Below are 23,895 nucleotides of genomic sequence, written 5' to 3'. Positions count from 1 at the left end.
GATCTCAGTCGAAGGCGCCGATACCCGCGTGCCCCAGGATCGCGGGATCGGCGCCGAGTTCGTCCAGGGTGATCCGGTGCAGGTGCGAGCGCGGGGCCAGCGCCGCCCACTCCTCGGCGACCGCGCGCGGGTGCACCGGGTCGTCGACCGCGGTGACCACCGCCAGCGGCGGCTGGAAAGCCGACAGCAACTCGGCATCGGGCCACTTGTAGTCCGCGGCCTCCTCCAGCGCCCGCGGCAGATCCGGCCACTGCGCCCGCCAGGATCGGGTCAGCGCGTCCGCCAGCCAGCGGGGACTGCTCGTCCGCATCCGGTCGATGACCGCGGCCAGACCGTCGGCGCGCAGCTGCGCCGCGGTGGCCGCCGCGCTCAGCGTCGCGGGGCAGGCTGCGGTGTCGGGCCCGGTCCAGGCGGGCAGCGCCGCCACGACCCCGACGACGCGTTCCGGGTGCTCCGCGGCCCACTCCAGCGCGATCGCCGCGCCGAGCGAGATGCCCGCCACCAGCACCGGCCCCGCATCCGCTGCCTCCTCCAGCGCTGCTCGGCAGCTCGCAACCACCCGGCGCGGGTCGGGCTCCACCGCGACGAAATCCAGGCCGCGTGCGGCGCACGCGGGCCCGAAGGCGCGCCGGGCGAAATCGGCGTCGGACCCGGTGCCGGGCAGCGCCGCGACGCGAGCGGGGTGTGGGGAGTCGAACATCGGTCCGAGCGTAGCGGGGGTGGCCCTGCCCATCTACAGTGGCGTTGTACGGCCACAGCGGGCCGTGCGGATCGGATCCCTCACGATGGTGTGCGACCCACGCCATCTGCTCTATGCAGGAGAGCGTGCACAATGTCATCCGCAGCCTCAGGGTATTTTCGACGTCTGGGCCGCAGGCTGACCGAAGACATCGATCAGCTGGATGCCGAAGAGCTGGCCGAGACATCCGAAGCCTCGGGAGCATGCCGCGCGTCGGAGTGTCGGCGTGGTGACGAGGCCACCATGCTCGGTAGGCTCCGCAGTGTCGAAGCGTGTCCCAAGTCGGCGGGCGCCAGCGTCCAGGCCGAGTTCTTCGACGGCACCGACGCGATCACGCTGGTCTGGATCGGGCGCAGGCGCATTCCGGGCATCGAGCCGGGCAGGCGCATCCTCGTCCGTGGCCGGGTCGGCGACCGCGACGGTCGCAAAGTGATCTTCAACCCCTACTACGAATTGCGCGGGAACAGCTGACGTATGCCTTCGAGCAACGACAACGCAGGATCGGACGACCGCACCGGGCTCGACTCGCCCGACCGTGACGAGGAACGTGCCGAACAGACCCTCCTCGAACAACTGGGCGGCTTCAGCGGCCTGATCTACTCGACGCTCCCCGTAGTCGTGTTCGTTCCCGTGAACAGCTTCGCCGGGCTGGCCGCCGCGATCTGGTCGGCCCTCGGCGTGGCCGCCGCCATCCTCCTGTGGCGTCTGGTGCGGCGCGATCCCCTGCAGCCCGCCATCTCGGGCTTCTTCGGCGTCGGCATCTGCGCCTTCATCGCCTACCGGATGGGCGAGGCGAAAGGCTTCTTTCTCTTCGGGATCTACACCAGCCTCGTCTACGCCGGGGTGTTCCTCGCGTCCATCCTGGTCCGCAGGCCGCTGGTCGGCGTGATCTGGGGTGTGCTCAACGGCCACGGCTCCGACTGGCGGTCGGATCCGCGCTCGGTGCGTCTCTACGACCTCGCCACCACCACGTGGATTCTGGTGTTCGGGGCGCGCTACCTGGTGCAGTCGGAACTCTACGACACCGACCGCACCGGCTGGCTCGCCTTCGCCCGCATCGCGATGGGCTGGCCGCTGACCGCGGTGGCGCTGGCCGTCACGATCTGGGCCGTGCGCCGGGCCGGCCACCTGCCCGCCAAGACGGTGCGCGCCACCGAACCGGCTGAGCGTTAACCCTCCACCGCCCTCCGGCGAAAACCACAGGGGTGGTGAGATACCCACCGCCGAGGTGGGTGCTTCCCCACCCTGGGGTGACTGGTCGCCCTTCCGAGTTCATCAGACGATCTATGCGTAGGAAAACACGCACTGATCGGCGAGAAAGGACTCGGACGTGACTACCGAGCACAACACCACGGCGCTGCCCGTCGCCCACAACTCCGCGCTCTCGGAGAGCAGGCGGATCTCGGCCGAGCTGGACAAGCTGATCGGTCCGGCGGCCGAAGGCGATCGCCGGGCGGTCGCGGAGATCATCCGGATCGTCCATCCGCTGGTGCGGCGTTACTGCGGCGCGCGTCTCGGCAACACCGCCCATCTGCAGGTCACCGCCGACGACGTGGTGCAGGAGGTCCTGCTGGCCACCGTCAACGCCATCCCGCGCTACCGTGACCAGGGCAAATCGTTCCTGGCCTTCGTCTACGGCATCGCGGCCAACAAGGTCGCCGACGCGTTCCGCCGCTCACAGCAGCACCCGGCCTACCCGGTGGCCGACGTTCCGGACCACGCGTCCTCCGCCGCGGGGCCGGAGGAGTGGGCGCTGGCCTCCGAACGGCGCGACGCCACAAGAGAACTCATGCAGGTACTGGCCCCCGCGCACCGTGAGGTGCTGGTGATGCGCATCATGCTGGGCTGGTCCGCGGCGCAGACCGCCGAGGCCATCGGCACCAGCCCCGGCGTGGTCCGGGTGATGCAGCACCGCGCGCTGAACAAGCTGCGCGCGCAGCTGAAGGTGGCCGCGTAGGGGTCCGGCAGCGCCGCGCCGAGCATGCGCGTCCGGCCGTGTCACGGGGAGTTACGGTCTGATGCCGTGGTTGGCGAGTTCCAGCCGAAGGTCTTCCTCGGCCTCCACCGAAGTCACGAACAGCAGCTCGTCGTCGCCTTCCAGCGCGTCGTCCGGCTGCGGCACGATCACGCGCCCGCCGCGCAGGATGGTCACCAGCGCGGCGTCGCGCGGCAGCGTGAGCGTGCGCACCGGTTTGCCGGCCAGCGCGGTGTCGGCGGGCAGCGTCATCTCGACCAGATTCGCCTGGCCCTGGCGCAGCGTCATCAGCCGCACCAGATCTCCGACCGACACCGCCTCCTCGACCAGCGAGGCGAGCAGCCGGGGTGTGGACACCGCGACGTCGACACCCCAGGAACCGTCGAACAGCCATTCGTTGCGCGGATCGTTCACCCGCGCCACTACCCGGCGCACCCCGAACTCGGTTTTGGCCAGCAGGCTGTGCACCAGGTTCGCCTTGTCGTCACCGGTGGCCGCGATGACCACCTCGTAGGTCTCCAGACCGGCCTGCTCCAACAGCGCGAGTTCGCACGCGTCGGCGTGCACCCAGACCGCGTCGGGAATCGCGTCGGAGTCGATGTGCTCGAGCGCACGCTCCAGCAGCATGACCCGATGCCCGCCGCGCAGGAGCTCCCTGGCGATGGATCGGCCGACGGCGCCTGCTCCGGCGATGGCCACTTTCATATTCAGTCCTCGCTCGCTGGGGGCTTTCCGGCCAAGGCGACGGCCTCGCCCACGGCGCCGGAAGCCGCGGCCACATACACGATGTCGTCGGCCTGGACGATGGTCTTGCTGTCGGGCAGCAGCGCTTGGCCGAACCGGATGATGAACGCGACCCTGGCCGCGACGGTTTGCTCCAGATCGCGCACGGTGCGGCCATACCACTCTTCGTGCAGCGTCAGCTGGGTCACGGCAACCGTTCCGGTGGGGTCGCGCCAAGTGGTGGTGCCGGTGTCGCCGACGAGCGCGCGCAGGAAGCGGTCGGTGGTCCACGGGACCGTGGCGATGGTGGGGATGCCGAGGCGTTCGTAGACCGCGGCGCGCTTGGCGTCGTAGATGCGGGCCACCACGCGCTCGACGCCGAACATCTCCCTGGCGACCCGGGCGGAGATGATGTTCGAGTTGTCGCCGGAGGACACCGCCGCGAACGCGTCCGCCCGCTCGATCCCGGCCTTGATCAGCACATCTCGATCGAATCCGACACCGGTCACGCGCTCGCCGGGAAAGTCGGATCCGAGGCGTAGGAAGGAACTGGGGTCCCGGTCGATCACGGTGACTTCGTGACCTACGCGGACCAGGGCGTGGGCCAGCGACGAGCCGACGCGCCCGCACCCCATGATCACTACGTACACCGTGCAACCTCGTTCCTGGAACCGTGGTGTTCGGTCTGCTTCATTGTTCGGTCGAACGCTACCCGTCGAATGATTCCACCGGCCACGTTCCCCCTCCAGCCGGCGAGCAAACCTGCGAGCCACGCGCGCGATCCCCCGTGCGGGGGCCTATGCTCGCTCCAGTGTCCAAGTTGACGACGGCAGCGAAGCGAGTGCTGCTGGGCAGGCCTTTCCGTAGCGACTCGCTGGGCCACACGCTGTTGCCGAAGCGAATCGCGCTCCCGGTGTTCGCATCCGATGCGATGTCATCGGTCGCCTACGCCCCCGAAGAGATCTTCCTCGTGCTCTCGGCCGCCGGGGTCGCGGCCTACCTGTACGCACCCTGGGTCGGATTGGCCGTCGCGTTCGTCATGGCTGTCGTGGTGGCCAGTTACCGGCAGAACGTTCACGCCTACCCGTCCGGCGGCGGCGATTACGAGGTGGCGACCACCAACCTGGGGCCCAACGCGGGCCTGACCGTCGGCAGCGCGCTGCTGGTCGACTACGTGCTCACCGTCGCGGTGTCGATCTCATCGGCCGCGTCCAACATCGGCTCGGCCATTCCGTTCGTCGCGACGCACAAGGTGCTGTTCGCCGTCGTGGCCATCGCGCTGCTGACCGCGATCAATCTGCGCGGTGTGCGGGAGTCGGGCACGGCGTTCGCGATTCCGACCTACGCGTTCATCATCGGCATGTTCATCATGCTGGGCTGGGGTCTGTTCCGGATCTTCGTGCTCGGGGACGACCTGCGGGCCGAATCGGCGGGCTTCGGCCTGATCGCCGAGCACGAGCATCTCTACGGCCTGGCGTTCGCCTTCCTCATCGCGCGGTCGTTCTCTTCCGGCTGCGCCGCGCTGACCGGTGTGGAGGCGATCAGCAACGGCGTGCCGGCGTTCCGCAAACCCAAGTCGCGCAATGCCGCCACCACCCTGCTGATGCTCGGCACGATCGCGATCGTCCTGCTGATGGGCATCATCATCCTCGCCCAGAAGATCGGGGTGGTGTACGCGCACGACGTCGCCGACCTGACCGGCGCACCGTCGGACTATCACCAGAAGACGCTGATCGCGCAGCTGGCCGAGACCGTGTTCGACGGTTTCCCGCTCGGCTTCTTCTTCATCACGACGGTGACCGCGCTGATCCTCGTGCTCGCCGCGAACACCGCGTTCAACGGATTCCCCGTGCTCGGCTCGATCCTGGCGCAGGACCGCTACCTGCCGCGCCAGCTGCACACCAGAGGCGACCGGCTGGCCTTCAGCAACGGCATCCTGTTCCTGTCCGGCGCGGCGATCGCGTTCGTGGTGCTGTTCGGCGCCGAGGTGACCAAGCTGATCCAGCTGTACATCGTCGGCGTGTTCGTCTCGTTCGTGCTCAGCCAGACCGGCATGCTGCGGCACTGGACCCGTTTGCTGCGCACCGAGACCGACCCGGCGCAGCGCGCGCGGATGAAGCGCTCGCGGGTGATCAACGCGGTCGGTCTGAGCGCGACCGGAGCGGTGCTGGTGATCGTGCTGATCACCAAGTTCTTCGCGGGCGCCTACATCGCCATCTTCACCATGGTGGCGATCTTCGTCGTGATGAAACTGATTCGCAGGCACTACGATTCGGTCGCCCGCGAGCTGGACGAGCACGAGTGGGACGGTGTGCTGCCCAGCCGCTCGCACTCCATCGTGCTCGTGTCCCGGCTGCATCTGCCGACGCGCCGCGCTCTCGCCTACGCGCGCGCCAGCCGCCCCGACACGCTGGAGGCGGTCACGGTGAACGTCGACGAGGCCGACACCAGGGCGCTGGTGCGGGAGTGGGAGAACAGCGACATCACGGTGCCGCTCAAGGTGATCGAATCGCCCTATCGCGAGATCACCAAGCCGGTGCTGGACTATGTGAAGCGCGTGCGCAAAGACGCCCCGCGCGACGTGGTGACCGTGTTCATCCCCGAGTACGTGGTGGGCCACTGGTGGGAACAGGTGCTGCACAACCAGAGCGCCCTGCGCTTGAAGGGCAGGCTGCTGTTCGAGCCGGGCGTGATGGTGACCAGCGTGCCGTGGCAGCTGAGTTCGTCGGCGCGGGCGCGCACCCCGGGCGTGGTGAACGCTCCCGGCGCGGTGCGGCGCGGGTACGAGGATCGGACATGACGTCCGCGGAGCATTCGGGATGAGCGATCGGCGGACCGGCACGTTCGAGGTGCGGCTCGGGCCGCCGGGTCACGGCGGGTTCTGTGTCGCACGGTACGAGGGACGTGTGGTGTTCGTCCGGCACGGGTTGCCCGGCGAGCTGGTGCGGGCGCGGGTCACCGAGGATCGCGGCGGTTCGTTCTTCCGCGCCGACGCGGTCGAAGTGTTGGAGGCGTCCGCGGATCGGGTGCCTGCCACCTGTCCGGTGTCCGGTCCCGGCGGCGCGGGCTGCTGCGATTTCTCCTTCGCCACGCCGCAGGCCCAACGCGCGCTGAAGGCCGCGGTGGTGGCCGAGCAGTTGCGGCGGGTGGCCGGGATCGAGCGCGACGTGGTGGTGGAGTCCATCGGGCCCGGCGACGCGGGCGGCGGATGGCGTACCCGCGTGCGCCTCGCGGTCGACGCGCACGGACGTGCCGGGGTGCACCGCTATCGCAGCACCGACGTGATCCCGGATCTGCGCTGCCCGCAACCGGTCACGGGAGCGCTGGAGGGGCTCGCGCAGCGGCGATGGACGCCCGGCGCCGATCTGGTGATCGCGGTGGACGGGGACGGGATCCGGCACGTCGTCGAGCTGGCGCCCGCCGCGGATGCCGAACCGGGCGGTCGCGGCGGGGATCGGCGCGGCCCCGGCGGAAGCGGGCGGCGATCGGAGCCGGGTGGCCGGGATCGGCGCGGCGGAGGTCGACGCGACCGTCCGCACGGGCGGGATCGGCGCGGGGGAGACCGGTCCGCCGCGGAGTCCGCAGGCCGCGACGACCGGCGCGCGGCGTCCGCGCGACGTGCGGCGGCGCACGCGGCGCGTGAGGAGTGGGTGTTCGAGGGCAGCGGGCGCGCGGTCGAGTACGTGGCCGGGCGGCGCTGGGAGGTCGCCGCGACGGGCTTCTGGCAAGCGCATCGCGGTGCGGCGCAACGTTATTCGGATTTGATCGCGGAGTGGTCGCAACTCGGGCCCGGCGGGCGCGCGTGGGACCTCTACAGTGGCGCCGGGGTGTTCGCCGCGCGCCTCGCCGAACAGGCCGGGCGCACCGGTGTGGTGCTCGCGGTGGAATCGGCCCGTCCCGCCGTCGCCGACGGCGCCGCCGCGTTGCGCGACCTGCCCTGGGTGGAACTGCGGGCACAGCGGGTGGAGCGCTGGGTGCTCGAGCACGTCGGCGCGGCCGCCCCGGACGTCGTGGTGCTCGATCCACCGCGCGCGGGCGCGGGCAAGGAGGTGATCGGCGCGGTCACCGCCAGCGGTCCGAGGCGGATCGTCCACGTCGGCTGCGATCCCGCCGCGTTCGCCCGCGATCTCGGCCTGTACCAGGCGGCGGGTTACCGGCTCGCCGACCTGCGCGCCTTCGACGCCTTCCCCGCGACGCACCACGTGGAATGCCTCGCGTTGCTGGAGCGCTGAGCGGTCAGTCCTCGTAGACCGGGGGCCTGCGGTCCCGGCGGGCGCGGATCGCCTCGTCGAAATTGCCGGTGGTCAGGCGCACGTACAGCTGCGCAGTGCCCTCGTGCTGCATGTGCGATTCGAAGCCGCCCGCCTCCATGCCGCTCCACAGCATGCGCTTGGTGAGCTCGGTGCCGACCCGGCTGAAGCCGATGATGCGTTCGGCAAGGTCGTAGCAGGTGTCCAGCAGTTTCGCCGCCGCGACGGCGCGGGAGACCAGACCGATGCGCTCGGCTTCGGTGGCGTCGACGTCGCGGCCGGACAGCATGATCTCGAATGCCCTCGACGCGCCGACCGCACGGGGCAGCAGATAACTGAGACCCAGTTCGGCCGAGGTGAGGCCGTTGTTGATGCCGGCGGCGCGGAAGTACGCGTCCTCGGCGGCGATGCGGATATCGGCGCCGACGGCCAGGCAGAGCCCGCCGCCGATGGCCGCGCCGTTGACCGCGGCGATCACCGGCTGGTGCATCCGCCGCAGCGCGATCAGCACGTCGTTGAGCAGATCCATCGACCGGCGCGCGACACTGGTGACGGTGAGCCCGTCGACGTTCGGCACCTTTCCCGCGCTGGTGAGGTCGGCTCCGGAACAGAAACCGTGTCCCGCGCCGGTCAGCACGACGACCCGGACGTCGTTGTCGGCGCGCACCCGCTCCAGCGCCTCGCGCAGCGGGATCATCACGTCGAACGCCATCGCGTTCATCCGTTCGGGCCGGTTCAGCGTCACCAGGGCGATATGGGGCCGTGGTTTGTCGATGAGCACGAACGACATGCGACCTCCTGGACGGTGACGACCTCAATATAGGCACGCCGGGCCCGGCGCAGCGGTGAATTCGCGCGGGGCGCCGCCGAACCGGTGCGGGGCCGCCGGACCGTCCAATTAGAGTCACAGCCATGACCGTGTACGCAATTGCGCAACTGAAGTTCACCGATCGCGCCGCCTACGACCGCTACCAGGCACGCTTCCTGGACGTCTTCGTCCGCTACAACGGGACACTGCTGGCCGCCGACGAGTCCCCGCAGACCATCGAGGGCGTCACCGATCGCGAGAAGGTGGTGCTGATCTCCTTCCCGGACGAGCCGTCCTTCCGCGCCTGGGCCGATTCGCCGGAGTACCAGGAGATCTCGAAGGATCGGCACGCCGGAGCGGACACGGTCACCCTGCTGGTGCGAGGTCTGGGTCACGGTTCGTGAACCCGGCCTCGGGCACGATGGAAGCATGATCCATCACGTCCAATTGTGCTGTCCCGCAGGTGCGGAAGACCGGCAGCGCGCCTTCTACACCGGAGTGCTCGGATGGGCCGAACTCCCGAAGCCGCCGCTGCTCGCCGCCAGGGGCGGTTGCTGGTTCCGCGTCCCCGGCCGCGGTGGCCCGGACGGCGAACTGCACATCGGTGTGGAAGCCGATTTCCGCCCGGCCGCCAAAGCGCATCCGGCGTTCGTGGTGGACATCGACGCCGTCGCTGCCGCGGTCGCCGCGGCCGGCTATCCGGTCGTCTGGGCCGATCCGGCGGAGATTCCGGGGCGGCGGCGGTTCCACACCCGCGACGGGGTGGGCAATCGGCTGGAGTTCCTGGCGGACCGCGGCGCGGCGGAAACAGCAGCTGTCAGGCCAGTCGCCACGTGACGCGCAGGTCCGCGCGGATCTCGCTCTCGCCCCGCTCCACCGGGACGGCGACGGCGCGGTAGGCCTCCATCGGGGCCGACAGGGACTGCGCGCGCGGCACCGGCGGCGCGGCGGCGGTGTCCTCGGTGATCTCGACCACCTCTCCGAGCGAGCGCCGCGCCCGCCGGGCGTACTGCTCGGCCTTGGCGACGGCGTCGTCCCACGCGGCATCGCGGGCCCGGGTGAGCAGGGATTCCTGATCGGCGAAGGCGAGGACCAGACCGCCGAGGCGGACATCGTCACCGCCCGCCTCGACGCAGTCGGCGATGACCGTGCCGGGGCCGGGGTCGGCATCATGGCCGATATCGCGCAAAGCGACCGTCAGCGACGTGCTCGCGAGGTACCCCGTGACGCGGTTGCCCTGTCCCTCGGTCCACACCGTCTCGGTCTGTACCGACAGTCCGCTGGTGGCGATGTCCACGCCGGCGACGCCGTCGGAGCGCAGCGATCGCGTGATCGCGGCCACCCGCTCACCGGCCCGGCGGTAGGCGAGCGCGACCTTGCTCGCGCGCGATTCGACCGAGATCGTCACCCGCATGAGGTCGGGCACGGCGCGGGCGACGCCGTGCCCGTAGGTGGTGACGGTGCCCGCACGCGAATCGGTGTTGTCGTCCACGGAGCTCTCCTCGTCGGTCGCGGTCGATCCGTACCGCACCATCGTGCCCGCTCAGTGGTCGCGCCGGGGCCGGGATCATTCGCGCCGGTCTGCGCGAAGGCTCGGGCGAACCGGCCGACAGCTGGGCAGCCGGTGCGCACGCTCGTGGCGGATCGTGCCGCTGCCCCGGTTCGATTGCGCGCGAGAGTTGCTCGGGCCGGATCGCCCTGTCACTCTGGGCCGGGTACCGTATGTCGAGGCTCACATTTCGACGCCATGCCGGTCGGTGTGATCGTTCTCGTGCGGGAGCACCGGCCGCCGCTCCGTAGACTGATCGGATCAGATGCGCTATCCGGAGGGAGCTAGTTCAGGTGGGAGTGCTTTCCCGGGTCGACACGCCCGATGATCTGCGCAGGCTGACCGTGCCGCAGGTACGCGAGCTGGCGGAGGAGATCCGCGAGTTCCTGGTGCGCAAAGTCGCCGCGACCGGCGGGCACCTCGGTCCGAACCTCGGTGTGGTCGAACTCACCATCGCCCTGCACCGGATCTTCGACTCGCCGGCCGACCCGCTGATCTTCGACACCGGGCACCAAGCCTACGTGCACAAGATCCTGACCGGGCGCAAAGATCAATTCGACTCGCTGCGCAAGCAGGGCGGCCTGTCCGGCTACCCGAGCCGGGCCGAGAGCGCCCACGACTGGGTGGAGTCCTCGCACGCCTCGGCGGCGCTGTCGTACGCCGACGGTCTGGCGAAGGCGTTCGCGCTCAGCGGCCAGGACCGGCACGTGGTCGCGATCGTCGGCGACGGCGCGCTCACCGGCGGCATGTGCTGGGAGGCGCTGAACAACATCGCCGCCTCCGACCGCCCCGTGGTCGTCGTGGTCAACGACAACGGCCGCTCCTACGCACCCACCATCGGCGGCCTGGCCGAGCGGTTGACGGCGCTGCGCACCCAGCCCGCCTACGAGCACGCCCTGGACACGGGCAAGCGCATCCTCAAGGCCATCCCCCGGGTGGGCGAATCGGCGTACTCGATGGTGCACGCGGTCAAGGCGGGCATCAAGGACGCGGTAAGCCCGCAGGAACTGTTCAGTGATCTCGGCCTGAAGTACGTCGGGCCGGTGGACGGCCACGACGTCGTCGCGCTGGAGGCCGCGCTGCGCCGGGCCAAGGACTTCGGCGGCCCCGTCGTGGTGCACGCCGTGACGCAGAAGGGCCGCGGTTACGCGCCCGCCGAGAACCACGTCGCCGACCAGATGCACGCCTGCGACCCCATCGACCCGCTCACCGGCGTCCCGGTCGGCGGTCCGAAGGCGCGCGGATGGACCTCGGTGTTCTCCGAGGAGTTGATCGCGCACGCCGAGCGTCGCGCCGACATCGTCGCCATCACCGCGGCGATGCCTGGCCCGACCGGACTGGCGGCGTTCGGCGAGCGCTTTCCCGACCGGATGTTCGACGTCGGCATCGCCGAACAGCACGCCATGGCCTCCGCGGCGGGGCTGGCGCTCGGCGGCATGCATCCGGTGGTCGCGATCTACTCGACCTTCCTCAACCGCGCTTTCGACCAGTTGCTGATGGACGTGGCGCTGCTCAAGCAGCCGGTCACCGTGGTGCTGGACCGTGCGGGCATCACCGGCTCCGACGGCGCCAGCCACAACGGCATGTGGGATCTGTCGGTCCTCGGGATCATCCCCGGCATCCGGGTCGCCGCTCCGCGCGACGCCGCGACGTTGCGGGAGGAACTGGCCGAGGCGCTGGCCGTCAACGACGGGCCCACGGCGCTGCGGTTCCCGAAAGGCAGTGTCGCCGAGGACATTTCCGCGGTGGAACGGCTGGACGGCATCGATGTGCTCCGGATGGCCGAGCCGGACGGCGGCTCGGTGCAGGCGGTGCACGGCGACGTGCTGCTCGTCGCGGTCGGCTCGTTCGCAGGCACCGCGCTGGAGGCGGCGCAGCTGCTGGATGCCGAAGGCGTCTCGGTCACGGTCATCGACCCGCGCTGGGTGCTGCCGGTCTCCGACACCCTGCTGAAGCTCGCGGAGAACTACCGGCTGGTGGTCACGCTGGAAGACGGCGGCCTGCACGGCGGTATCGGCTCCACGGTGTCGGCCCGCCTGCGCAACTCCGGGCTCGACATCCCGACCCGCGATCTCGGTGTGCCGCAACAGTTCCTGGACCATGCCTCGCGCGGTGAGGTGCACGCAGGACTCGGCCTCACCGGCCCGGACATCGCCCGGCGGATCAGCGGGTGGCTGGCCGCTCGCTGACGCGGGCGAGCATCGGGCGCTAGCGCGCAGGCGGCAACGCCGCGGTCAATCGCGGGACGTCCAGTTCCCGCTGCCACGGCCGGGCGCCGCCGGACTTCAGGAATCCGTCGACGGCGGAGGGCTCGACCGACTCGTAGTCGGGCAATCCGTCCCAGCACAGGCGGCGGACCAGGTCTGGCGCGAGCAGATTCTCCACCGGGATCGAGTACTGCGCCGACAACTCGGCCATGGCTGCTCGGGCCCGGGTCAGGCGCGCCGCCGCGGCCGGGTCGCGGCGCTCCCAGCGGTTGACCGGCGGCGGGCCGTCGAACGGCTGGGTGAGCGGCGGCAGGTCGCTGTCGGGCAAGGTGCGGCCGCGCTCGATCGCGGCGAGCCATTCGCGGGAGTACCGGCGCTGACGCGGCCCGCCGAACACCGGAAGCGTGCGCAACTGCGCGATGGATCGGGGTTCCGCGGCCGCCGCGGCGATGATCGCCGAGTCGGGGAGGATGCGGGCGGGCGCCACGTCGCGGGCGCGGGCCAGCGCGTCCCGCGCGGTCCACAGCTCGCGCACCACCGCCAGTTGCCTGGTGCGGCGCAGTGTGTGGATGCCCGAGGTGCGCCGCCACCGCTCGGCCTTCGGCGCGGGCGGGTCCAAGGTGCGAATGTGCTCGAATTCCTGTGCCGCCCAATCCGTCTTGCCCTGCTCGTCGAGCGCGGCGGCCACGGCGTCGCGCAGTTCGAGCAGCAATTCGACGTCCAGGGCGGCGTAGTTCAGCCAGTCGGCGGGCAGCGGCCGGGTGGACCAGTCGGCCGCCCCGTGTCCCTTGCGCAGCGCACGGCCCAGCAGCCGCTCCACCATCGCGGCGAGCCCGACGCGTTCGAAGCCCGCCAGGCGTCCGCCCAGCTCGGTGTCGAACAGCCGGGCCGGGCGCAAGCCCAGTTCGGCCAGGCCGGGCAGATCCTGGTCCGCGGAGTGCAGGACCCACTCCAGTCCGTTGATCGCCTCGGCCAGCGGGCCGAGGGCGTCGGTGACCGGGATCGGGTCGATGAGGAACGTGCCTGCGCCGGCCCGGCGCAGCTGGATCAGATACGCGCGCGCCGAATAGCGGAACCCGGAGGCGCGCTCGGCGTCCACGGCCAGCGGGCCGGTGCCCGCGGCCAGCCGGGCGGCGGCCGCGCCGATCTCGGCGGCGGTGTCCAGTACCGGTGGCACCCCCTCCACCGGCGCGAGCAGCGGCGTCGCGGCCGAGGGTTCGAATTCGTCTGGTACGGACATGGTGTTGAACTTTACGTGCCGACGCAACCGCGCCGCCGTCCTATCGGCGCATAAGTGTGTCGGTGCATCGGGCGCCAAGGGCCCGCCGGATCGGGTACAGGCGGCTGCGGCGCAGGTCACCGCATGCGAGCGGCGCGCTCAGGGATGGTCGCCGGACAGGCCGGGCCTGATCTGCAGCTGGGTCACCCCTGCGGGCGGCAGCCCCGCCGCGTAGGCCAGCACCTCGCAGAACGCCTCCAGATGCGGGCGCATGTCGGTGGTGACCGGCGTCCACGAGGCGCGGATCTCGAGCTGATGGGCGCGCGGCGGGCCTGCGATGTCCCCGTAGCGCACCGAGCTGGTCGAGGTCACCGTGCCGCCGAGCGCGGTGAACGGCTCGGTGCGCGACTCCAGCGCGTCCACCAGCCAGCTCCACGCCACCTCGGGCAGCAGGGGATCGGTCGCGAGTGCGGCGTCGATGTCGGCCTGGATGTAGGCGACCAGGCGCAGGGTGCCGTGCCAGGTGTCGTCGCCGTCCGGGTCGTGCAGCAGGATCAGTCTGCCGAACGCGTCGCCTTCGGAATCGGCCGGTACGACAGGGGTTTCCGGATGTGCGACCTCCGCGCCGATCGCGTAGGAGAACGGGGCGAGTCGTTGCGGCGGCCGGATGGGCGCGAGCTCGATCCGAGGGTGCACGGTAGCGGTGCCCATCGCCTCGACCGCGGCGCGAAACTGAGCTGGCTCGCCATGAGGTCCTTCGGTCGGTGCGGCGCCGTCGCGGAAGTCGAGCGGTGTCACGAATGCTGACGGTAGACCTTGTGCACCCGGCGCAGTCGGAGGCGCGCCGCTACGGGCCCTGCGGCGTCCGCGCGGTCATCGCTGCCGCCTCCGCGTCCGCTCCCTCGCGCGGGCCCGCATACGATAGCCGTGATGAGCACTCATACCCGCCGCCGGTTGACCGATGCCCCGTTCCTGGCCGCCGCCACCGGCGCGACGCCCAGCAGGCGTCCGGTGTGGTTCATGCGCCAGGCCGGACGCTCGCTGCCCGAGTACCGCGAGGTGCGTGCGGGCATCGGGATGCTCGAGTCCTGCTTCGACCCCGAGCTGGTGTGCGAGATCACGTTGCAGCCGATCCGCAGGCACGGGGTCGACGCGGCGATCTTGTTCTCCGACATCGTCGTTCCGCTGAAGGCGGCGGGCATCGATCTGGACATCGTGCCCGGCGTGGGGCCGGTGGTCGCCGCGCCCGTGCGGACGGTCGACGACGTGCGCGCGCTGCCCCGGCTGCGACCCGAGGAGGTCGGCGCGGTCACCGACGGCGTGCGCCTGCTGATCGACGCGTTGGGGGAGACGCCGCTGATCGGGTTCGCGGGCGCGCCGTTCACCCTCGCCTCCTACCTGGTCGAGGGCGGTCCGAGCAAGAACCACGAGCGCACCAAGGCGATGATGTACGCCGATCCGCGGACCTGGCACGAGCTGCTCGGCGTGCTCACCGACATCACCATCGCGTTCCTGCAGGCCCAGCTGGCGGCGGGCGTGGACGCGGTGCAGTTGTTCGACTCCTGGGCCGGCGCGCTCTCGCTGGCCGACTACCGCAGCTTCGTGCTCCCGCATTCGGAGCGGGTGTTCGCCGAGATCGCCGAGGCGGGCGTGCCGCGCATCCACTTCGGGGTGGGAACCGGTGAGTTGCTCGGCGCCATGAGCGAGGCGGGCGCCGACGTGGTCGGCGTCGATTGGCGGGTGCCGCTGACCGAGGCCGTCCGCCGCGTCGGTCCGGGAAAAGCGTTGCAGGGCAACCTCGATCCCGCCGTGCTGTTCGCCGGTCCGCAGGCGATCGAGGAGCAGGCCCGGCGGATCGCGCGGGAAGCGGACGAGGCGATCACCCTCGGCGCCACCGGGCACATCTTCAACCTGGGCCACGGGGTGCTTCCGGAGACCGATCCCGGCGTGCTGACGGCCTTGGTGGAACTCGTTCACGAGCTGTAAGCCGGGGAACCGACAGGCCGCCCAGCGGTCGACGGAGCGGGCGCGAGGCCGGGCACAGGTGTGTTCCGAGTCATCCGGGCGCCCACCGTCCAGCGGTCACCTCGCGGCACGCGATACGGTCGAGGCATGCGTATCGCGGTGGTCGGCGGTGGGATCAGCGGGCTGGTGGCCGCGTATCGGTTGCGGACACTGCTCGGGCCGGATGCCGACGTGCTGGTGCTCGATCGCGCCGAACGGGTCGGCGGCATCCTCTACACCGGTGAACTGGCCGGGGAGCCACTGGATCTCGGCGCGGAGGCGTTCGTCGGGCGGCGGCCGGAGGTGCCCGCGCTGCTACGCGAACTCGGGCTCGAGTCGCAGCTGGTGACCCCCGCGGGGCTGCGGCCGCTGGTGTGGTCCGCCGGGACAGCGCATCCGCTGCCGGAGGGGACCTTGATGGGTATCCCGGCGAACGCGGAATCGATGCGCGGACTGGTCGACGCCGAGACGCTGACCCGGATCGCCGCAGAACCCGGCCGGCCACTGGTCTGGGAGCCCGGCTCCGACACCGACGTATACCGCCTGGTCGCCGACCGCTTCGGCCCGCAAGTCGCCGAGCGCAGCGTCGACCCGCTGCTCGGCGGCGTGTACGCGGGCAGCTCCCGCTCCATCGGGGTGCGCGCCGCGCTGCCCACCCTGGCCGCCGCGCTGGACAACGGCGCGCCCAGCCTCAGCGCCGCCGTCGGCGCCGCGCTGCCGCCCCCGTCGAACGCTCCGGTCTTCGGTGGTATCCGGGACGGGTACCGGGTGCTGCTGGAAGCACTCGCCGAACGCTCCGGGGCGCGGTTCGTGACCGCGACGCCCGCAACGCGTCTGGCCAGGGGGCTGCGCGGCTGGGTGGTCGATCCGATCGGCGCCGTCGACGCGGTGGTGCTCGCCACCCCGGCGCCGGTGACCGCTCGCCTGCTCGCCGCCGTCGCCCCGGTCGCGTCGGCGGAACTGGCGGGCGTCGAACTCTCATCCTCGGCCGTGGTCGCGCTGGCGCTACCCCGCGCGACCGCTCTGCCGCGCAACTCCGGCATCCTGGTGGCCACCGGAGAGCCGTTGCGCGCCAAAGCCTTTACGCTCTCCAGCCGCAAATGGACCCATCTCGCGCACCGTGAGACGGCGCTCGTGCGCGTCTCTTTCGGCAAGTTCGGCGACGACTCACCACTCTCGTGGCCCGACTCCGATCTCGTCGCCGCCGCCACCGCGGATCTGGCCACCGTCACCGGGGCCGCGATCGAGCCGGTCGCGGCCGTCGTCCAGCGTTGGCCGGGTGGCCTCGCCCAGTACGCGCCCGGCCATCCGGCCCGCATCGCGGCCGTCGAAGCCGAGGTCACGTCGCTGGACGGGCTCGCGGTGGCAGGCGCGTACCTGCACGGCGTCGGCGTGCCCGCCTGCGTCGCGTCCGGCACGGCCGCCGCGCAACGCATCGCGACCGAGGTCGGCGCGGGCGCCGCACGCTGACCGGTCCGCCCCACTTGTCGGTGGTCCTCGCGCAAGCGCGATGCGATACCGATCGCGCAATTGCCGCGTCGCCCCGATCGGGCCGATTTTCGACGGTCCTAGTCGATTCGTGCGCAACGCACTGAAATTACGCACGAATCGGCGTAATTAAGCACACTCGTCAGACGTGCGGGATCGGCGGAATTCGCCGGTAGCGTGATAACCATGCAGCTCTCGCACTTCACCGATATCGGTTTGCGCACCATCATGCGGCTCGCGGTGGAGGACGAGAACAATTCCCGGGTCACCACAAAACTGATCGCGCGACAGGTCGGCGCATCGGAAAAGCATGTGGCCAAATCCGTTTCGCGCTTGGTCGAGCTGGGCCTCGTCGAGGCGCACCGCGGACGGTCCGGCGGATTGTTCATCACCGCGGCCGGGCGCGCGGTGTCGGTCGGTGCGCTCGTCCGGGAATTGGAAGGCGACCGCGACGTGGTGGAGTGCGGAGAACCTGATCCGTGTCCGTTGGTCGGCGCGTGCAAGCTGCGTCGAATTCTCGCCGACGCCAAGAAAGCCTTCTATACCGAACTCGACCGCTATTCGATAGAGGAATTGGTCACCTCGCAGGCGACCGGGTTGCTGCATTTACTCGTCCGCTCCACGGCGGGTGTCACCCCTGAGATGAAGGAAGTTTCATGAACCTGGACAGCGTTGTCCGCGCCGAACCGGAACTCGAACCGCGGCACGCCGAGGTCGTCCGCGCGACCCTGCCGCTGGTGGCGGCGAACATCGATCGCATCACGACCGTGTTCTACCGCACCATGTTCGGCGCGCACCCGCAGCTGCTGCGCGACACGTTCAACCGGGGCAATCAGGCACAGGGCAGTCAGCAGCGGGCGCTGGCCGCGTCCATCGCCACCTTCGCCGCCTACCTGGTCGACCCCGCGCTGCCGCACCCGGCCACGATGCTGTCGCGCATCGCGCACAAGCACGCCTCGCTCGGGGTGACTCCGCAGCAGTACCGGATCGTGCACGAGAATCTGTTCGCGGCCATCGTGGAAGTGCTCGGCGCCGACGTGGTCGACGACGCGGTCGCGGCGGCGTGGGATCGGGTCTACTGGATGATGGCCGACACGCTCATGGACCAGGAGAAAGGGCTCTACGCCGAGGCGGGTGTGGATTCCGGCGATGTGTTCCGGGATGCCCGCGTCGTGACCCGCCGGGACGACCCCTCCGGCGTCGCGGTCTTCACCGTCGAATCCGCGGACCCGAGCGTGGAGCTGCCGGGATTCGCGCCGGGCCAGTACGTTTCGGTCGGTGTGCGGCTGCCCGACGGTGCGCGCCAGTTGCGTCAGTACACCCTGGTGGGCAGGCCGCGCGACGGCGCGTTGTCGTTCGCCGTCAAGCGGGTCGACGCGGCCGGCGGTTGCCCCGAGGGCGAGGTGTCCTCCTGGCTGCACGAGCGCCTACGCCCTGGCGATCCGCTGCAGGTCACCCTTCCGTTCGGTGACGTCGTCCTCGATACCGCGGCGCAGACGCCACTGGTGCTGATCTCCGCGGGCATCGGTGTGACCCCGACGATCGGCGTTCTGGATTATCTCGCCGCCCATGCCCCATGCCGTCGCACGCTGATCGTGCACGCCGACCGCGCGCCGCGCACCCACCCGCTGCGCGATCGGCTCTCGGAGCTCACCGCCCGGCTCGAGCAGGCCGAGGTCGAGATCTGGTACGAGGAACAGACCGCGGGCGCTCGGCACGGCCGGGCCGACCTCTCGGTGCTGGCCATGCCGGAGGACGCCGACGTCTATGTCTGCGGCCCGACCGGGTTCCTGCGCGATATGCGACGCCAACTGCGCGCCCTCGACATCCCCGACGCCCGCGTGCACATCGAGCAGTTCACGCCCGGCGACGCGGGCGCTCCCGAGCGAGTGGCACGATAGTGCTATGGCGCGACTCGACTATCAGGCTCTCAACTCCACCATTCGCTACCTGATGTTCTCGGTCTTCCAGGTGCAGCCAGGAGTGCTGGGCGAGGACCGGGACGCGGCGACCAAGGAGGCCACGGCGTTCTTCGACGGTCTGGCCGACCGCGAGGTCGTGGTCCGCGGCGTCTACGACGTGGCCGGGATGCGCGCCGACGCCGACTTCATGATCTGGACGCACGCCGAGCGCGTCGAGGACCTGCAAGCCGCCTACGCCGACTTCCGCCGCACCACCGAACTGGGCCGGGCCAGTGCGCCGGTCTGGAGCAACGTGGCGCTGCACCGTCCCGCCGAGTTCAACAAGAGCCACATTCCGGCGTTCCTGGCCGGTGAGGAGCCGGGCGCCTACATCTGCGTGTACCCGTTCGTCCGGTCCTACGAGTGGTACCTGCTGCCCGACGACGAGCGCCGCCGGATGCTGGCCGAGCACGGTAAGGCGGCGCGCGGCTACCCGGATGTGCGGGCGAACACGGTCAGTTCGTTCGCGCTCGGCGACTACGAGTGGATCCTGGCCTTCGAGGCGCCGGAATTGCACCGGATCGTGGATTTGATGCGCGACCTGCGGGCCACCGACGCCCGCAGGCACGTGCGCGAAGAGATCCCGTTCTTCACCGGTCCTCGCGTGGAGATCGAGAAGCTGATCGCCGCCCTGCCCTGACGCGTCCCGCCTCGGCGCAGGCAAACGCTTGCCCAGAGTTTTCGGGGCATGCGCCCAGCGCCGGGGCTTCGTACGCTGCCGGTGAGCGTCGGGCTGGTTACTCCGCTGCGCTGTCCGAGGGGTGCAGTCGCAAGGCGATGGAGTTGATGCAGTAGCGCTTGTCGGTGGGCGTGTTGTACCCCTCGCCCTCGAACACGTGGCCGAGGTGGCTGTGGCAATTCGCGCACAGCACTTCGACCCGGTGCATGCCGAGCGAGTCGTCCGAGCGGAGGATCACCGCGTCGGACGCCGCCGGATCGAAGAACGACGGCCAGCCGCAGTGCGAGTCGAACTTCTCGGTGCTGCGGAACAGTTCGGTGCCGCAGGCCCGGCACACGTAGACGCCTTCGGTCTTGGTGTCGGTGTACTCGCCGGTGAACGGCCGCTCGGTGGCGGCCTCGCGCAGCACCGCGTACTCCTCGGGGTTCAGCTTCGATCGCCATTCCTGCGGCGAGAGCTGGATGCGCGGCGCGGGCAGGGACGTATCGGCTTCGGAACTCATGGCTCCACGCTAATACGATTCTGCTCCGCGGGCGCCGGACCGTTCTGCGGTCCGGGGGTTCCGGCCGGGACGGCCGCGGGGACCGGCGGCTGCGGTTCTTCACCGCGCGGGTCCGGTGCGGAACTCATCCACGCGGGATCGATCCCGAACGGCAGCCTGCCCGCCCGCCGTGCGGCCAGATAGCGGTCGCCCAGCACGCAGAACACGACGATGAGCAGCAGGCCCCAGCCGAAGGTGATGCGCAGGTACTCCAGGTTGCGACCGATGTGCTGCCAGCGATCCGACAGCCACTTGTCGTAGCTCATGAACCCGAAGATCGCCAGCCAGGCCGGCCAGTTGCGCAACACCGAATTGCGCAGCACCACGGTCATAAGGAAGGGGAACAGCATCATCGAGTAGTACATCTGCCCCAGCGAGCTGAGCAGGAAAAAGGCCGTCAGCAGCACACCGGAGGCGGTGCAGACGAAGAACAGTTCGTCCTCGCGGTAGTAGCGATACAGCAACCACAGCGAGATCAGCACGAGCACGCCGAGGACCATGCGCATGCCCCAGGTCAACCACGGTGGCAGTCCGTAGTACTCGCCGTTGCCGACGATCGCGCTGTTGAAGTAGTCGCGGGATTCGAAGAGGTAGGGCAGGGTGCGGGTGATGAACTTCTCCGGGTCCTTCACCAGCGGCCAGGCGATCGCGTTCATCGCCAGCGGCACGCCGAGCGCCGTCACGAACACCTTCCACTGCCTCCGCGCGAGCGCGATCAACAGCAAGGGAGCCAGCGTCGGTTTGACCGCGATACTCAATCCGAGCGCGGCGCCCGCCCACAGGTCGCGTCGTTTCAGCAGCAGGTGGATGAAGATCAGCTCCGCCAGCAGCACGCAGCCGTTGACGTTGGTGAACACCAGCGTGTTGATCACGGTCTCGGAGGAGAACATCGCCAGCAACAGCGCGGGCGCGGCGACCGAGTTCAGCGTGTACCGGAACAGCCGCAGCAGCAGATACCAGGCGATGAGGATCGCGATCGCGTTCAGGGCGATGAACAGCCAGCGCGACTTCTCGTAGTCGATCGCCGCGATCGGCGCGATCAGCAGGGTGCCGCTGGGCGGGTACAGGTAGTGCGGGTCCACCGAGTCGAAGTTGGCGGTGTAGACCGGCCGTCCGTTCAGGAAGTCGAAGGACGCCTGGTAAACCGGCTTGTAGTCGTCGGTGATGAAGCCGTTGACAGCCTTGATGAAAACCCGGTTCAGCACGGTCATGACCGCAAGGGGCCAGAGTGCGAACTTGATCACCTCGGCGGTGGTGCGAGCGGTCCGGGGCTCGAGCTGTCGAAGGAACACTGGGGCACGGTACACCGGACGGGTTACCGGTGGTTGGCCGGACCTGCCCGGCGCGCCGCTCGAGCGGCTCTTCCCGCCGGGCTACGCCGGGCAGGCGGTACCGTCTGCGGGAAGTTTGCCATCCTTCAGATAGTCGAGCACCGCCCGCTGCGCGCAGCCGGAATGCGTGGACACCGGATGCCCGAAGCCCTGCCACGACACCGCCGCGTGCCTGGCGCCCGCCGAACCGATCGCGCCGGTCACCGACGACTGACCGCCGTTGCCGACAACCGGATCGGCGACCCCGCCCAGCACGAGCACCGGAATACCCAGCTTTTCCGGCAGCGCGGGCGCAGCCGACACCGGCCAGGCCGCGCATTCCATCAGCGCGATGGCCGCGGCTTTGCCGAAGACGGGGTACTTGCCCGCCCATGTGCCCGCGAGCTCGTTGGCTTTGTCCGGCGTTGGCGGCAGCTGCGTATCGGTGCACCGGTTGACGAACTGGCCGTCGCTCTCGGTGGCCGCGGCCTCCCGGGTGATCAGGGTGTTCAGCGGTCCTCGGTCGCCGCGTCCGGCCGCGGCCAGCGCGTCGGACAGCTCGGTGACCCGGGTGGCCTGGTCGGCGCGCGGGCTGCCGAGGAAGCCCGACACCGCGGTCAGCAACGCGTTCGCCGAGATGTCGCCCAATTCGCCGGTCGCGGCCCGGTTCACCAGATCGGTGACGGCGGCGCGCGGATCGGCCCCCAGCGAGCACCCGACGCCGACACAGCGCTGCGCGAACGCCGTCAGCGCGGCCTCGGCGCCCTGCACGGCCTGTTCGGCGCGGGTGACGGCATCGGTGCCGACCGGCTCGGGGGAGTCGAGCACGAGCCGGGCGACGTGGTCGCCGTACTTGCGGGCGTAACTGAGCGCGACCTTCGCGCCGTTGCCCGTGCCGAGCAGCGCGATGTGGTCCACCTGCCACTGCCTGCGCAACTGCTCGATGTCGTCGGCGGCGTGCGGCGCGTCGAAGGTGCCTTCGTAGGGCTGCAGGAAGTCGCGGCAGGCGATGGTGCCGTCCTGGCTCAGCTTCGTCATCCGCGCCACCGCGTCGCCCGCGCCGGGCCCGGACTGGGCGTTGTCGGCCAGGCCGCGGCGGATCTCCGGCGGCAGGCAGTCGATCGGCTGCGAGCTGCCGATGCCGCGCCGGTCCACCGCGACGATCGGTCGCGCGGCCAGCAGTGCCGAGGCCGGGCCTGCGGCCAGCCCGGCCAGGGTGGCGGACGAGGAGCGATCCGAACCCGAGGTGAGCACCAGCGGCGGCGCGTCGGCCGGGGTCTGCGCCAGCCTGGCCCGCAACGCGCCGGCGCGGAAGCTGCCAAGCACCGCGCCCGTCGAGTCGATCGGGGTGGAGTATTCGGCGCAGTCGAGCACCAGCCCGGCCGGCGCTGGGCCGAGTCCGAGCTGATCCAACGTGGGCTGGGTGCACTCGCGCCAGCTGAGGTCGGTTCTGGGCAGCTCGGCGTTCGGCGGGGGAGCGGGCGCGGCGGAGGTGGTCGCGGTGCCCGCGACCGGAGGACGCTGCACCGCGACGCCGGGACGATCCGACGGTCCCGCGCCGCAACCTGCGGTCACGATCGAGAGGGTGGCGGCAAGCACGGCGGCCCGAGTCCAGCGCATTGCTACAGCCTGCCAGGTTCGGGCGGTTCTTTCATCGACGGGCCCACCGGGTGAGCATCGTGCCGTCGTCGTCCAGCAGCACGTGCGCGCGCGTCATGCGGACGCGGAACTCGTGCGCGGACAGCGAGATTCGCCGCGCCGCGCCGCCGACCAGCAGCGGCGCCGTGGTCAGGCACAGCTCGTCGACCACGTCGGCCTCCAGCAGTTCGCCGAACAGGTGCGGGCCGCCCTCGGTGAGCACCCGCAGCAGGCCGCGCTCGGTGAGCACCCGCAGCAGGCCCGCCGGTGTCACCGCGATGTCACCCGCTTCGATCACCTCGGCGCCCGCGTCCGCCAATCGCTGCTTGCGGTCGGCGGGCGCGGTGGCCGTGGTGATGATCAGCGGCGGCACCCGGGTATCGGTGAACAGACGCGCGCCGGGGTCGATCGCCGCGCTCGCGGTCACCACGGCGATCGGCGGCGGCGCGCCGTCGGGATGCCCGCCGATCCCGCGCTCGTGGAACGCGCGGCGCCGCGCCGGGTCGGTGCGCGCCCCGCCGTAGTTCTCCGCGCGCGCCGTGCCCGCGCCGACCACGATCACCTCCGCCAGTTCGCGCAGCAACATGAACACCGTCCGGTCGGCGGGCGTGCCGAGCCCTTCGGTCAGGTTGCCGCTGGTGGCGGCGCCGTCGATGCTGGAGACGAAATTGGCGCGGACATAAGGCGCGTCGAGCGCGGCGGGGAACGCGTACATTCCCGCGAGGTCGTCCGGGCCGAGCGCTGTGAGCTGGATCGCATTCTGGCTACGCTGCATGAAATCAGATCTCACCACGTCTTTAGGCT

24 protein-coding genes are annotated in these 23,895 nt (G+C 70.5%); 13 read left to right on the top strand and 11 right to left on the bottom strand.

Annotated features, from left to right (window positions below):
• Window positions 1-4 precede the first annotated feature (4 nt).
• A complete protein-coding gene (locus ACWDMM_RS09175; protein WP_195082227.1) occupies window positions 5-700 on the bottom strand; it encodes an alpha/beta hydrolase in 696 nt (231 codons plus the stop codon).
• Between the two features lie 132 nt (window positions 701-832).
• Between ACWDMM_RS09175 and ACWDMM_RS09170 the strand changes: the two genes are divergently transcribed.
• The 3 genes from ACWDMM_RS09170 to ACWDMM_RS09160 all read left to right on the top strand — a co-directional run bounded on the left by ACWDMM_RS09170 (window position 833) and on the right by ACWDMM_RS09160 (window position 2,696).
• Window positions 833-1,210 carry an OB-fold nucleic acid binding domain-containing protein gene (locus ACWDMM_RS09170; protein WP_067808861.1) on the top strand — a complete coding sequence of 126 codons (378 nt, stop codon included), beginning with the start codon at window positions 833-835 and terminating at the stop codon, window positions 1,208-1,210.
• A 3-nt stretch (window positions 1,211-1,213) separates the two neighbouring features.
• Window positions 1,214-1,912 (top strand): DUF3159 domain-containing protein, encoded by a 699-nt coding sequence (locus tag ACWDMM_RS09165; protein WP_195082228.1) that lies wholly within the window; start codon window positions 1,214-1,216, stop codon window positions 1,910-1,912.
• Between the two features lie 157 nt (window positions 1,913-2,069).
• Entirely contained in the window at window positions 2,070-2,696 is a 627-nt protein-coding gene (locus tag ACWDMM_RS09160) for a sigma-70 family RNA polymerase sigma factor (RefSeq protein ID WP_323124427.1), read from the top strand.
• A 51-nt stretch (window positions 2,697-2,747) separates the two neighbouring features.
• On the opposite strand, the gene ACWDMM_RS09155 is transcribed toward ACWDMM_RS09160, so the two are convergent.
• Window positions 2,748-3,419, bottom strand: coding sequence for a potassium channel family protein (locus ACWDMM_RS09155; protein ID WP_195082229.1), 672 nt, complete (start codon window positions 3,417-3,419; stop codon window positions 2,748-2,750).
• A gap of 2 nt (window positions 3,420-3,421) precedes the next feature.
• The gene (locus ACWDMM_RS09150) at window positions 3,422-4,087 is read right to left on the bottom strand and encodes a potassium channel family protein (protein ID WP_195082230.1); all 666 of its coding nucleotides are present in this window, start codon (window positions 4,085-4,087) and stop codon (window positions 3,422-3,424) included.
• 161 nt (window positions 4,088-4,248) lie between these two features.
• Here ACWDMM_RS09150 and ACWDMM_RS09145 point away from each other — a divergent pair, with 161 nt between their 5' ends.
• Both ACWDMM_RS09145 and ACWDMM_RS09140 read left to right on the top strand, forming a co-directional pair.
• Complete coding sequence (locus ACWDMM_RS09145; protein ID WP_449936815.1) at window positions 4,249-6,237, top strand: APC family permease; 1,989 nt, start codon at window positions 4,249-4,251, stop codon at window positions 6,235-6,237.
• 19 nt (window positions 6,238-6,256) lie between these two features.
• Window positions 6,257-7,669, top strand: a complete 1,413-nt coding sequence (locus ACWDMM_RS09140) for a class I SAM-dependent RNA methyltransferase (protein WP_195082232.1) — start codon at window positions 6,257-6,259, stop codon at window positions 7,667-7,669.
• A gap of 4 nt (window positions 7,670-7,673) precedes the next feature.
• On the opposite strand, the gene ACWDMM_RS09135 is transcribed toward ACWDMM_RS09140, so the two are convergent.
• Window positions 7,674-8,477 carry an enoyl-CoA hydratase gene (locus tag ACWDMM_RS09135; protein WP_195082233.1) on the bottom strand — a complete coding sequence of 268 codons (804 nt, stop codon included), beginning with the start codon at window positions 8,475-8,477 and terminating at the stop codon, window positions 7,674-7,676.
• A 122-nt stretch (window positions 8,478-8,599) separates the two neighbouring features.
• On the opposite strand from ACWDMM_RS09135, the gene ACWDMM_RS09130 reads away from it, so the two are divergent.
• Both ACWDMM_RS09130 and ACWDMM_RS09125 read left to right on the top strand, forming a co-directional pair.
• A complete protein-coding gene (locus ACWDMM_RS09130; RefSeq protein ID WP_067809898.1) occupies window positions 8,600-8,899 on the top strand; it encodes a DUF1330 domain-containing protein in 300 nt (99 codons plus the stop codon).
• A 25-nt stretch (window positions 8,900-8,924) separates the two neighbouring features.
• Entirely contained in the window at window positions 8,925-9,332 is a 408-nt protein-coding gene (locus ACWDMM_RS09125) for a VOC family protein (RefSeq protein WP_195082235.1), read from the top strand.
• Here the strand turns inward: ACWDMM_RS09125 and ACWDMM_RS09120 are convergent.
• Window positions 9,313-9,987, bottom strand: coding sequence for an SIMPL domain-containing protein (locus tag ACWDMM_RS09120; RefSeq protein ID WP_323124426.1), 675 nt, complete (start codon window positions 9,985-9,987; stop codon window positions 9,313-9,315). The genes ACWDMM_RS09125 and ACWDMM_RS09120 overlap by 20 nt on opposite strands.
• A 350-nt stretch (window positions 9,988-10,337) precedes the next feature.
• Between ACWDMM_RS09120 and dxs the strand changes: the two genes are divergently transcribed.
• On the top strand, window positions 10,338-12,233 hold the full coding sequence (gene dxs, locus ACWDMM_RS09115; RefSeq protein WP_195082237.1) for a 1-deoxy-D-xylulose-5-phosphate synthase: 1,896 nt from the start codon (window positions 10,338-10,340) through the stop codon (window positions 12,231-12,233).
• Between the two features lie 19 nt (window positions 12,234-12,252).
• On the opposite strand, the gene ACWDMM_RS09110 is transcribed toward dxs, so the two are convergent.
• Both ACWDMM_RS09110 and ACWDMM_RS09105 read right to left on the bottom strand, forming a co-directional pair.
• Complete coding sequence (locus ACWDMM_RS09110) at window positions 12,253-13,491, bottom strand: HRDC domain-containing protein (RefSeq protein WP_195082238.1); 1,239 nt, start codon at window positions 13,489-13,491, stop codon at window positions 12,253-12,255.
• 138 nt (window positions 13,492-13,629) lie between these two features.
• Window positions 13,630-14,268 (bottom strand): DUF3000 domain-containing protein, encoded by a 639-nt coding sequence (locus ACWDMM_RS09105; RefSeq protein ID WP_084823786.1) that lies wholly within the window; start codon window positions 14,266-14,268, stop codon window positions 13,630-13,632.
• Between the two features lie 132 nt (window positions 14,269-14,400).
• Between ACWDMM_RS09105 and hemE the strand changes: the two genes are divergently transcribed.
• From hemE to hemQ, 5 genes are all read left to right on the top strand, one after another.
• Window positions 14,401-15,456 (top strand): uroporphyrinogen decarboxylase, encoded by a 1,056-nt coding sequence (hemE, locus tag ACWDMM_RS09100; protein WP_435406583.1) that lies wholly within the window; start codon window positions 14,401-14,403, stop codon window positions 15,454-15,456.
• A gap of 126 nt (window positions 15,457-15,582) precedes the next feature.
• The gene (locus ACWDMM_RS09095; protein WP_195082239.1) at window positions 15,583-16,944 is read left to right on the top strand and encodes a protoporphyrinogen oxidase; all 1,362 of its coding nucleotides are present in this window, start codon (window positions 15,583-15,585) and stop codon (window positions 16,942-16,944) included.
• Window positions 16,945-17,148: 204 nt separating this feature from the next.
• Window positions 17,149-17,622, top strand: coding sequence for an RrF2 family transcriptional regulator (locus ACWDMM_RS09090; protein WP_195082240.1), 474 nt, complete (start codon window positions 17,149-17,151; stop codon window positions 17,620-17,622).
• Window positions 17,619-18,863 (top strand): globin domain-containing protein, encoded by a 1,245-nt coding sequence (locus ACWDMM_RS09085; protein ID WP_357107964.1) that lies wholly within the window; start codon window positions 17,619-17,621, stop codon window positions 18,861-18,863. Before ACWDMM_RS09090 ends, ACWDMM_RS09085 begins: the two co-directional genes overlap by 4 nt.
• A gap of 4 nt (window positions 18,864-18,867) precedes the next feature.
• On the top strand, window positions 18,868-19,563 hold the full coding sequence (gene hemQ, locus ACWDMM_RS09080; protein ID WP_195082242.1) for a hydrogen peroxide-dependent heme synthase: 696 nt from the start codon (window positions 18,868-18,870) through the stop codon (window positions 19,561-19,563).
• Window positions 19,564-19,660: 97 nt separating this feature from the next.
• Here the strand turns inward: hemQ and msrB are convergent, their stop codons facing one another.
• The 4 genes from msrB to ACWDMM_RS09060 form a co-directional block, all read right to left on the bottom strand.
• Complete coding sequence (gene msrB, locus ACWDMM_RS09075) at window positions 19,661-20,104, bottom strand: peptide-methionine (R)-S-oxide reductase MsrB (RefSeq protein WP_195082243.1); 444 nt, start codon at window positions 20,102-20,104, stop codon at window positions 19,661-19,663.
• Complete coding sequence (locus ACWDMM_RS09070; protein WP_357206751.1) at window positions 20,101-21,435, bottom strand: glycosyltransferase family 87 protein; 1,335 nt, start codon at window positions 21,433-21,435, stop codon at window positions 20,101-20,103. Before ACWDMM_RS09070 ends, msrB begins: the two co-directional genes overlap by 4 nt.
• 81 nt (window positions 21,436-21,516) lie before the next feature.
• Window positions 21,517-23,073, bottom strand: a complete 1,557-nt coding sequence (locus ACWDMM_RS09065; protein WP_195082244.1) for an alpha/beta hydrolase — start codon at window positions 23,071-23,073, stop codon at window positions 21,517-21,519.
• A gap of 31 nt (window positions 23,074-23,104) precedes the next feature.
• The gene (locus tag ACWDMM_RS09060) at window positions 23,105-23,884 is read right to left on the bottom strand and encodes a pyrimidine reductase family protein (RefSeq protein ID WP_323124424.1); all 780 of its coding nucleotides are present in this window, start codon (window positions 23,882-23,884) and stop codon (window positions 23,105-23,107) included.
• Window positions 23,885-23,895: the final 11 nt, after the last annotated feature.

The sequence above is a fragment of the Nocardia sp. NPDC003726 genome, from assembly GCF_053586955.1.
Note: the sequence above shows the minus strand (reverse complement) of the source record. Positions and strands in the feature narration are given on the sequence as shown.

What these genes read in the sequence shown, in the direction of transcription:
- hemE (WP_435406583.1), top strand. Translation starts at nt 14,401, where the DNA reads ATGAGCACTCATACCCGCCGCCGGTTGACCGATGCCCCGTTCCTGGCC.
- ACWDMM_RS09095 (WP_195082239.1), top strand. Translation starts at nt 15,583, where the DNA reads ATGCGTATCGCGGTGGTCGGCGGTGGGATCAGCGGGCTGGTGGCCGCG.
- ACWDMM_RS09110 (WP_195082238.1), bottom strand. Translation starts at nt 13,491, where the DNA reads ATGTCCGTACCAGACGAATTCGAACCCTCGGCCGCGACGCCGCTGCTC.
- hemQ (WP_195082242.1), top strand. Translation starts at nt 18,868, where the DNA reads ATGGCGCGACTCGACTATCAGGCTCTCAACTCCACCATTCGCTACCTG.
- msrB (WP_195082243.1), bottom strand. Translation starts at nt 20,104, where the DNA reads ATGAGTTCCGAAGCCGATACGTCCCTGCCCGCGCCGCGCATCCAGCTC.
- ACWDMM_RS09175 (WP_195082227.1), bottom strand. Translation starts at nt 700, where the DNA reads ATGTTCGACTCCCCACACCCCGCTCGCGTCGCGGCGCTGCCCGGCACC.
- ACWDMM_RS09155 (WP_195082229.1), bottom strand. Translation starts at nt 3,419, where the DNA reads ATGAAAGTGGCCATCGCCGGAGCAGGCGCCGTCGGCCGATCCATCGCC.
- ACWDMM_RS09125 (WP_195082235.1), top strand. Translation starts at nt 8,925, where the DNA reads ATGATCCATCACGTCCAATTGTGCTGTCCCGCAGGTGCGGAAGACCGG.
- ACWDMM_RS09130 (WP_067809898.1), top strand. Translation starts at nt 8,600, where the DNA reads ATGACCGTGTACGCAATTGCGCAACTGAAGTTCACCGATCGCGCCGCC.
- ACWDMM_RS09065 (WP_195082244.1), bottom strand. Translation starts at nt 23,073, where the DNA reads ATGCGCTGGACTCGGGCCGCCGTGCTTGCCGCCACCCTCTCGATCGTG.
- ACWDMM_RS09165 (WP_195082228.1), top strand. Translation starts at nt 1,214, where the DNA reads ATGCCTTCGAGCAACGACAACGCAGGATCGGACGACCGCACCGGGCTC.
- ACWDMM_RS09090 (WP_195082240.1), top strand. Translation starts at nt 17,149, where the DNA reads ATGCAGCTCTCGCACTTCACCGATATCGGTTTGCGCACCATCATGCGG.
- ACWDMM_RS09140 (WP_195082232.1), top strand. Translation starts at nt 6,257, where the DNA reads ATGAGCGATCGGCGGACCGGCACGTTCGAGGTGCGGCTCGGGCCGCCG.
- ACWDMM_RS09170 (WP_067808861.1), top strand. Translation starts at nt 833, where the DNA reads ATGTCATCCGCAGCCTCAGGGTATTTTCGACGTCTGGGCCGCAGGCTG.
- ACWDMM_RS09085 (WP_357107964.1), top strand. Translation starts at nt 17,619, where the DNA reads ATGAACCTGGACAGCGTTGTCCGCGCCGAACCGGAACTCGAACCGCGG.
- ACWDMM_RS09135 (WP_195082233.1), bottom strand. Translation starts at nt 8,477, where the DNA reads ATGTCGTTCGTGCTCATCGACAAACCACGGCCCCATATCGCCCTGGTG.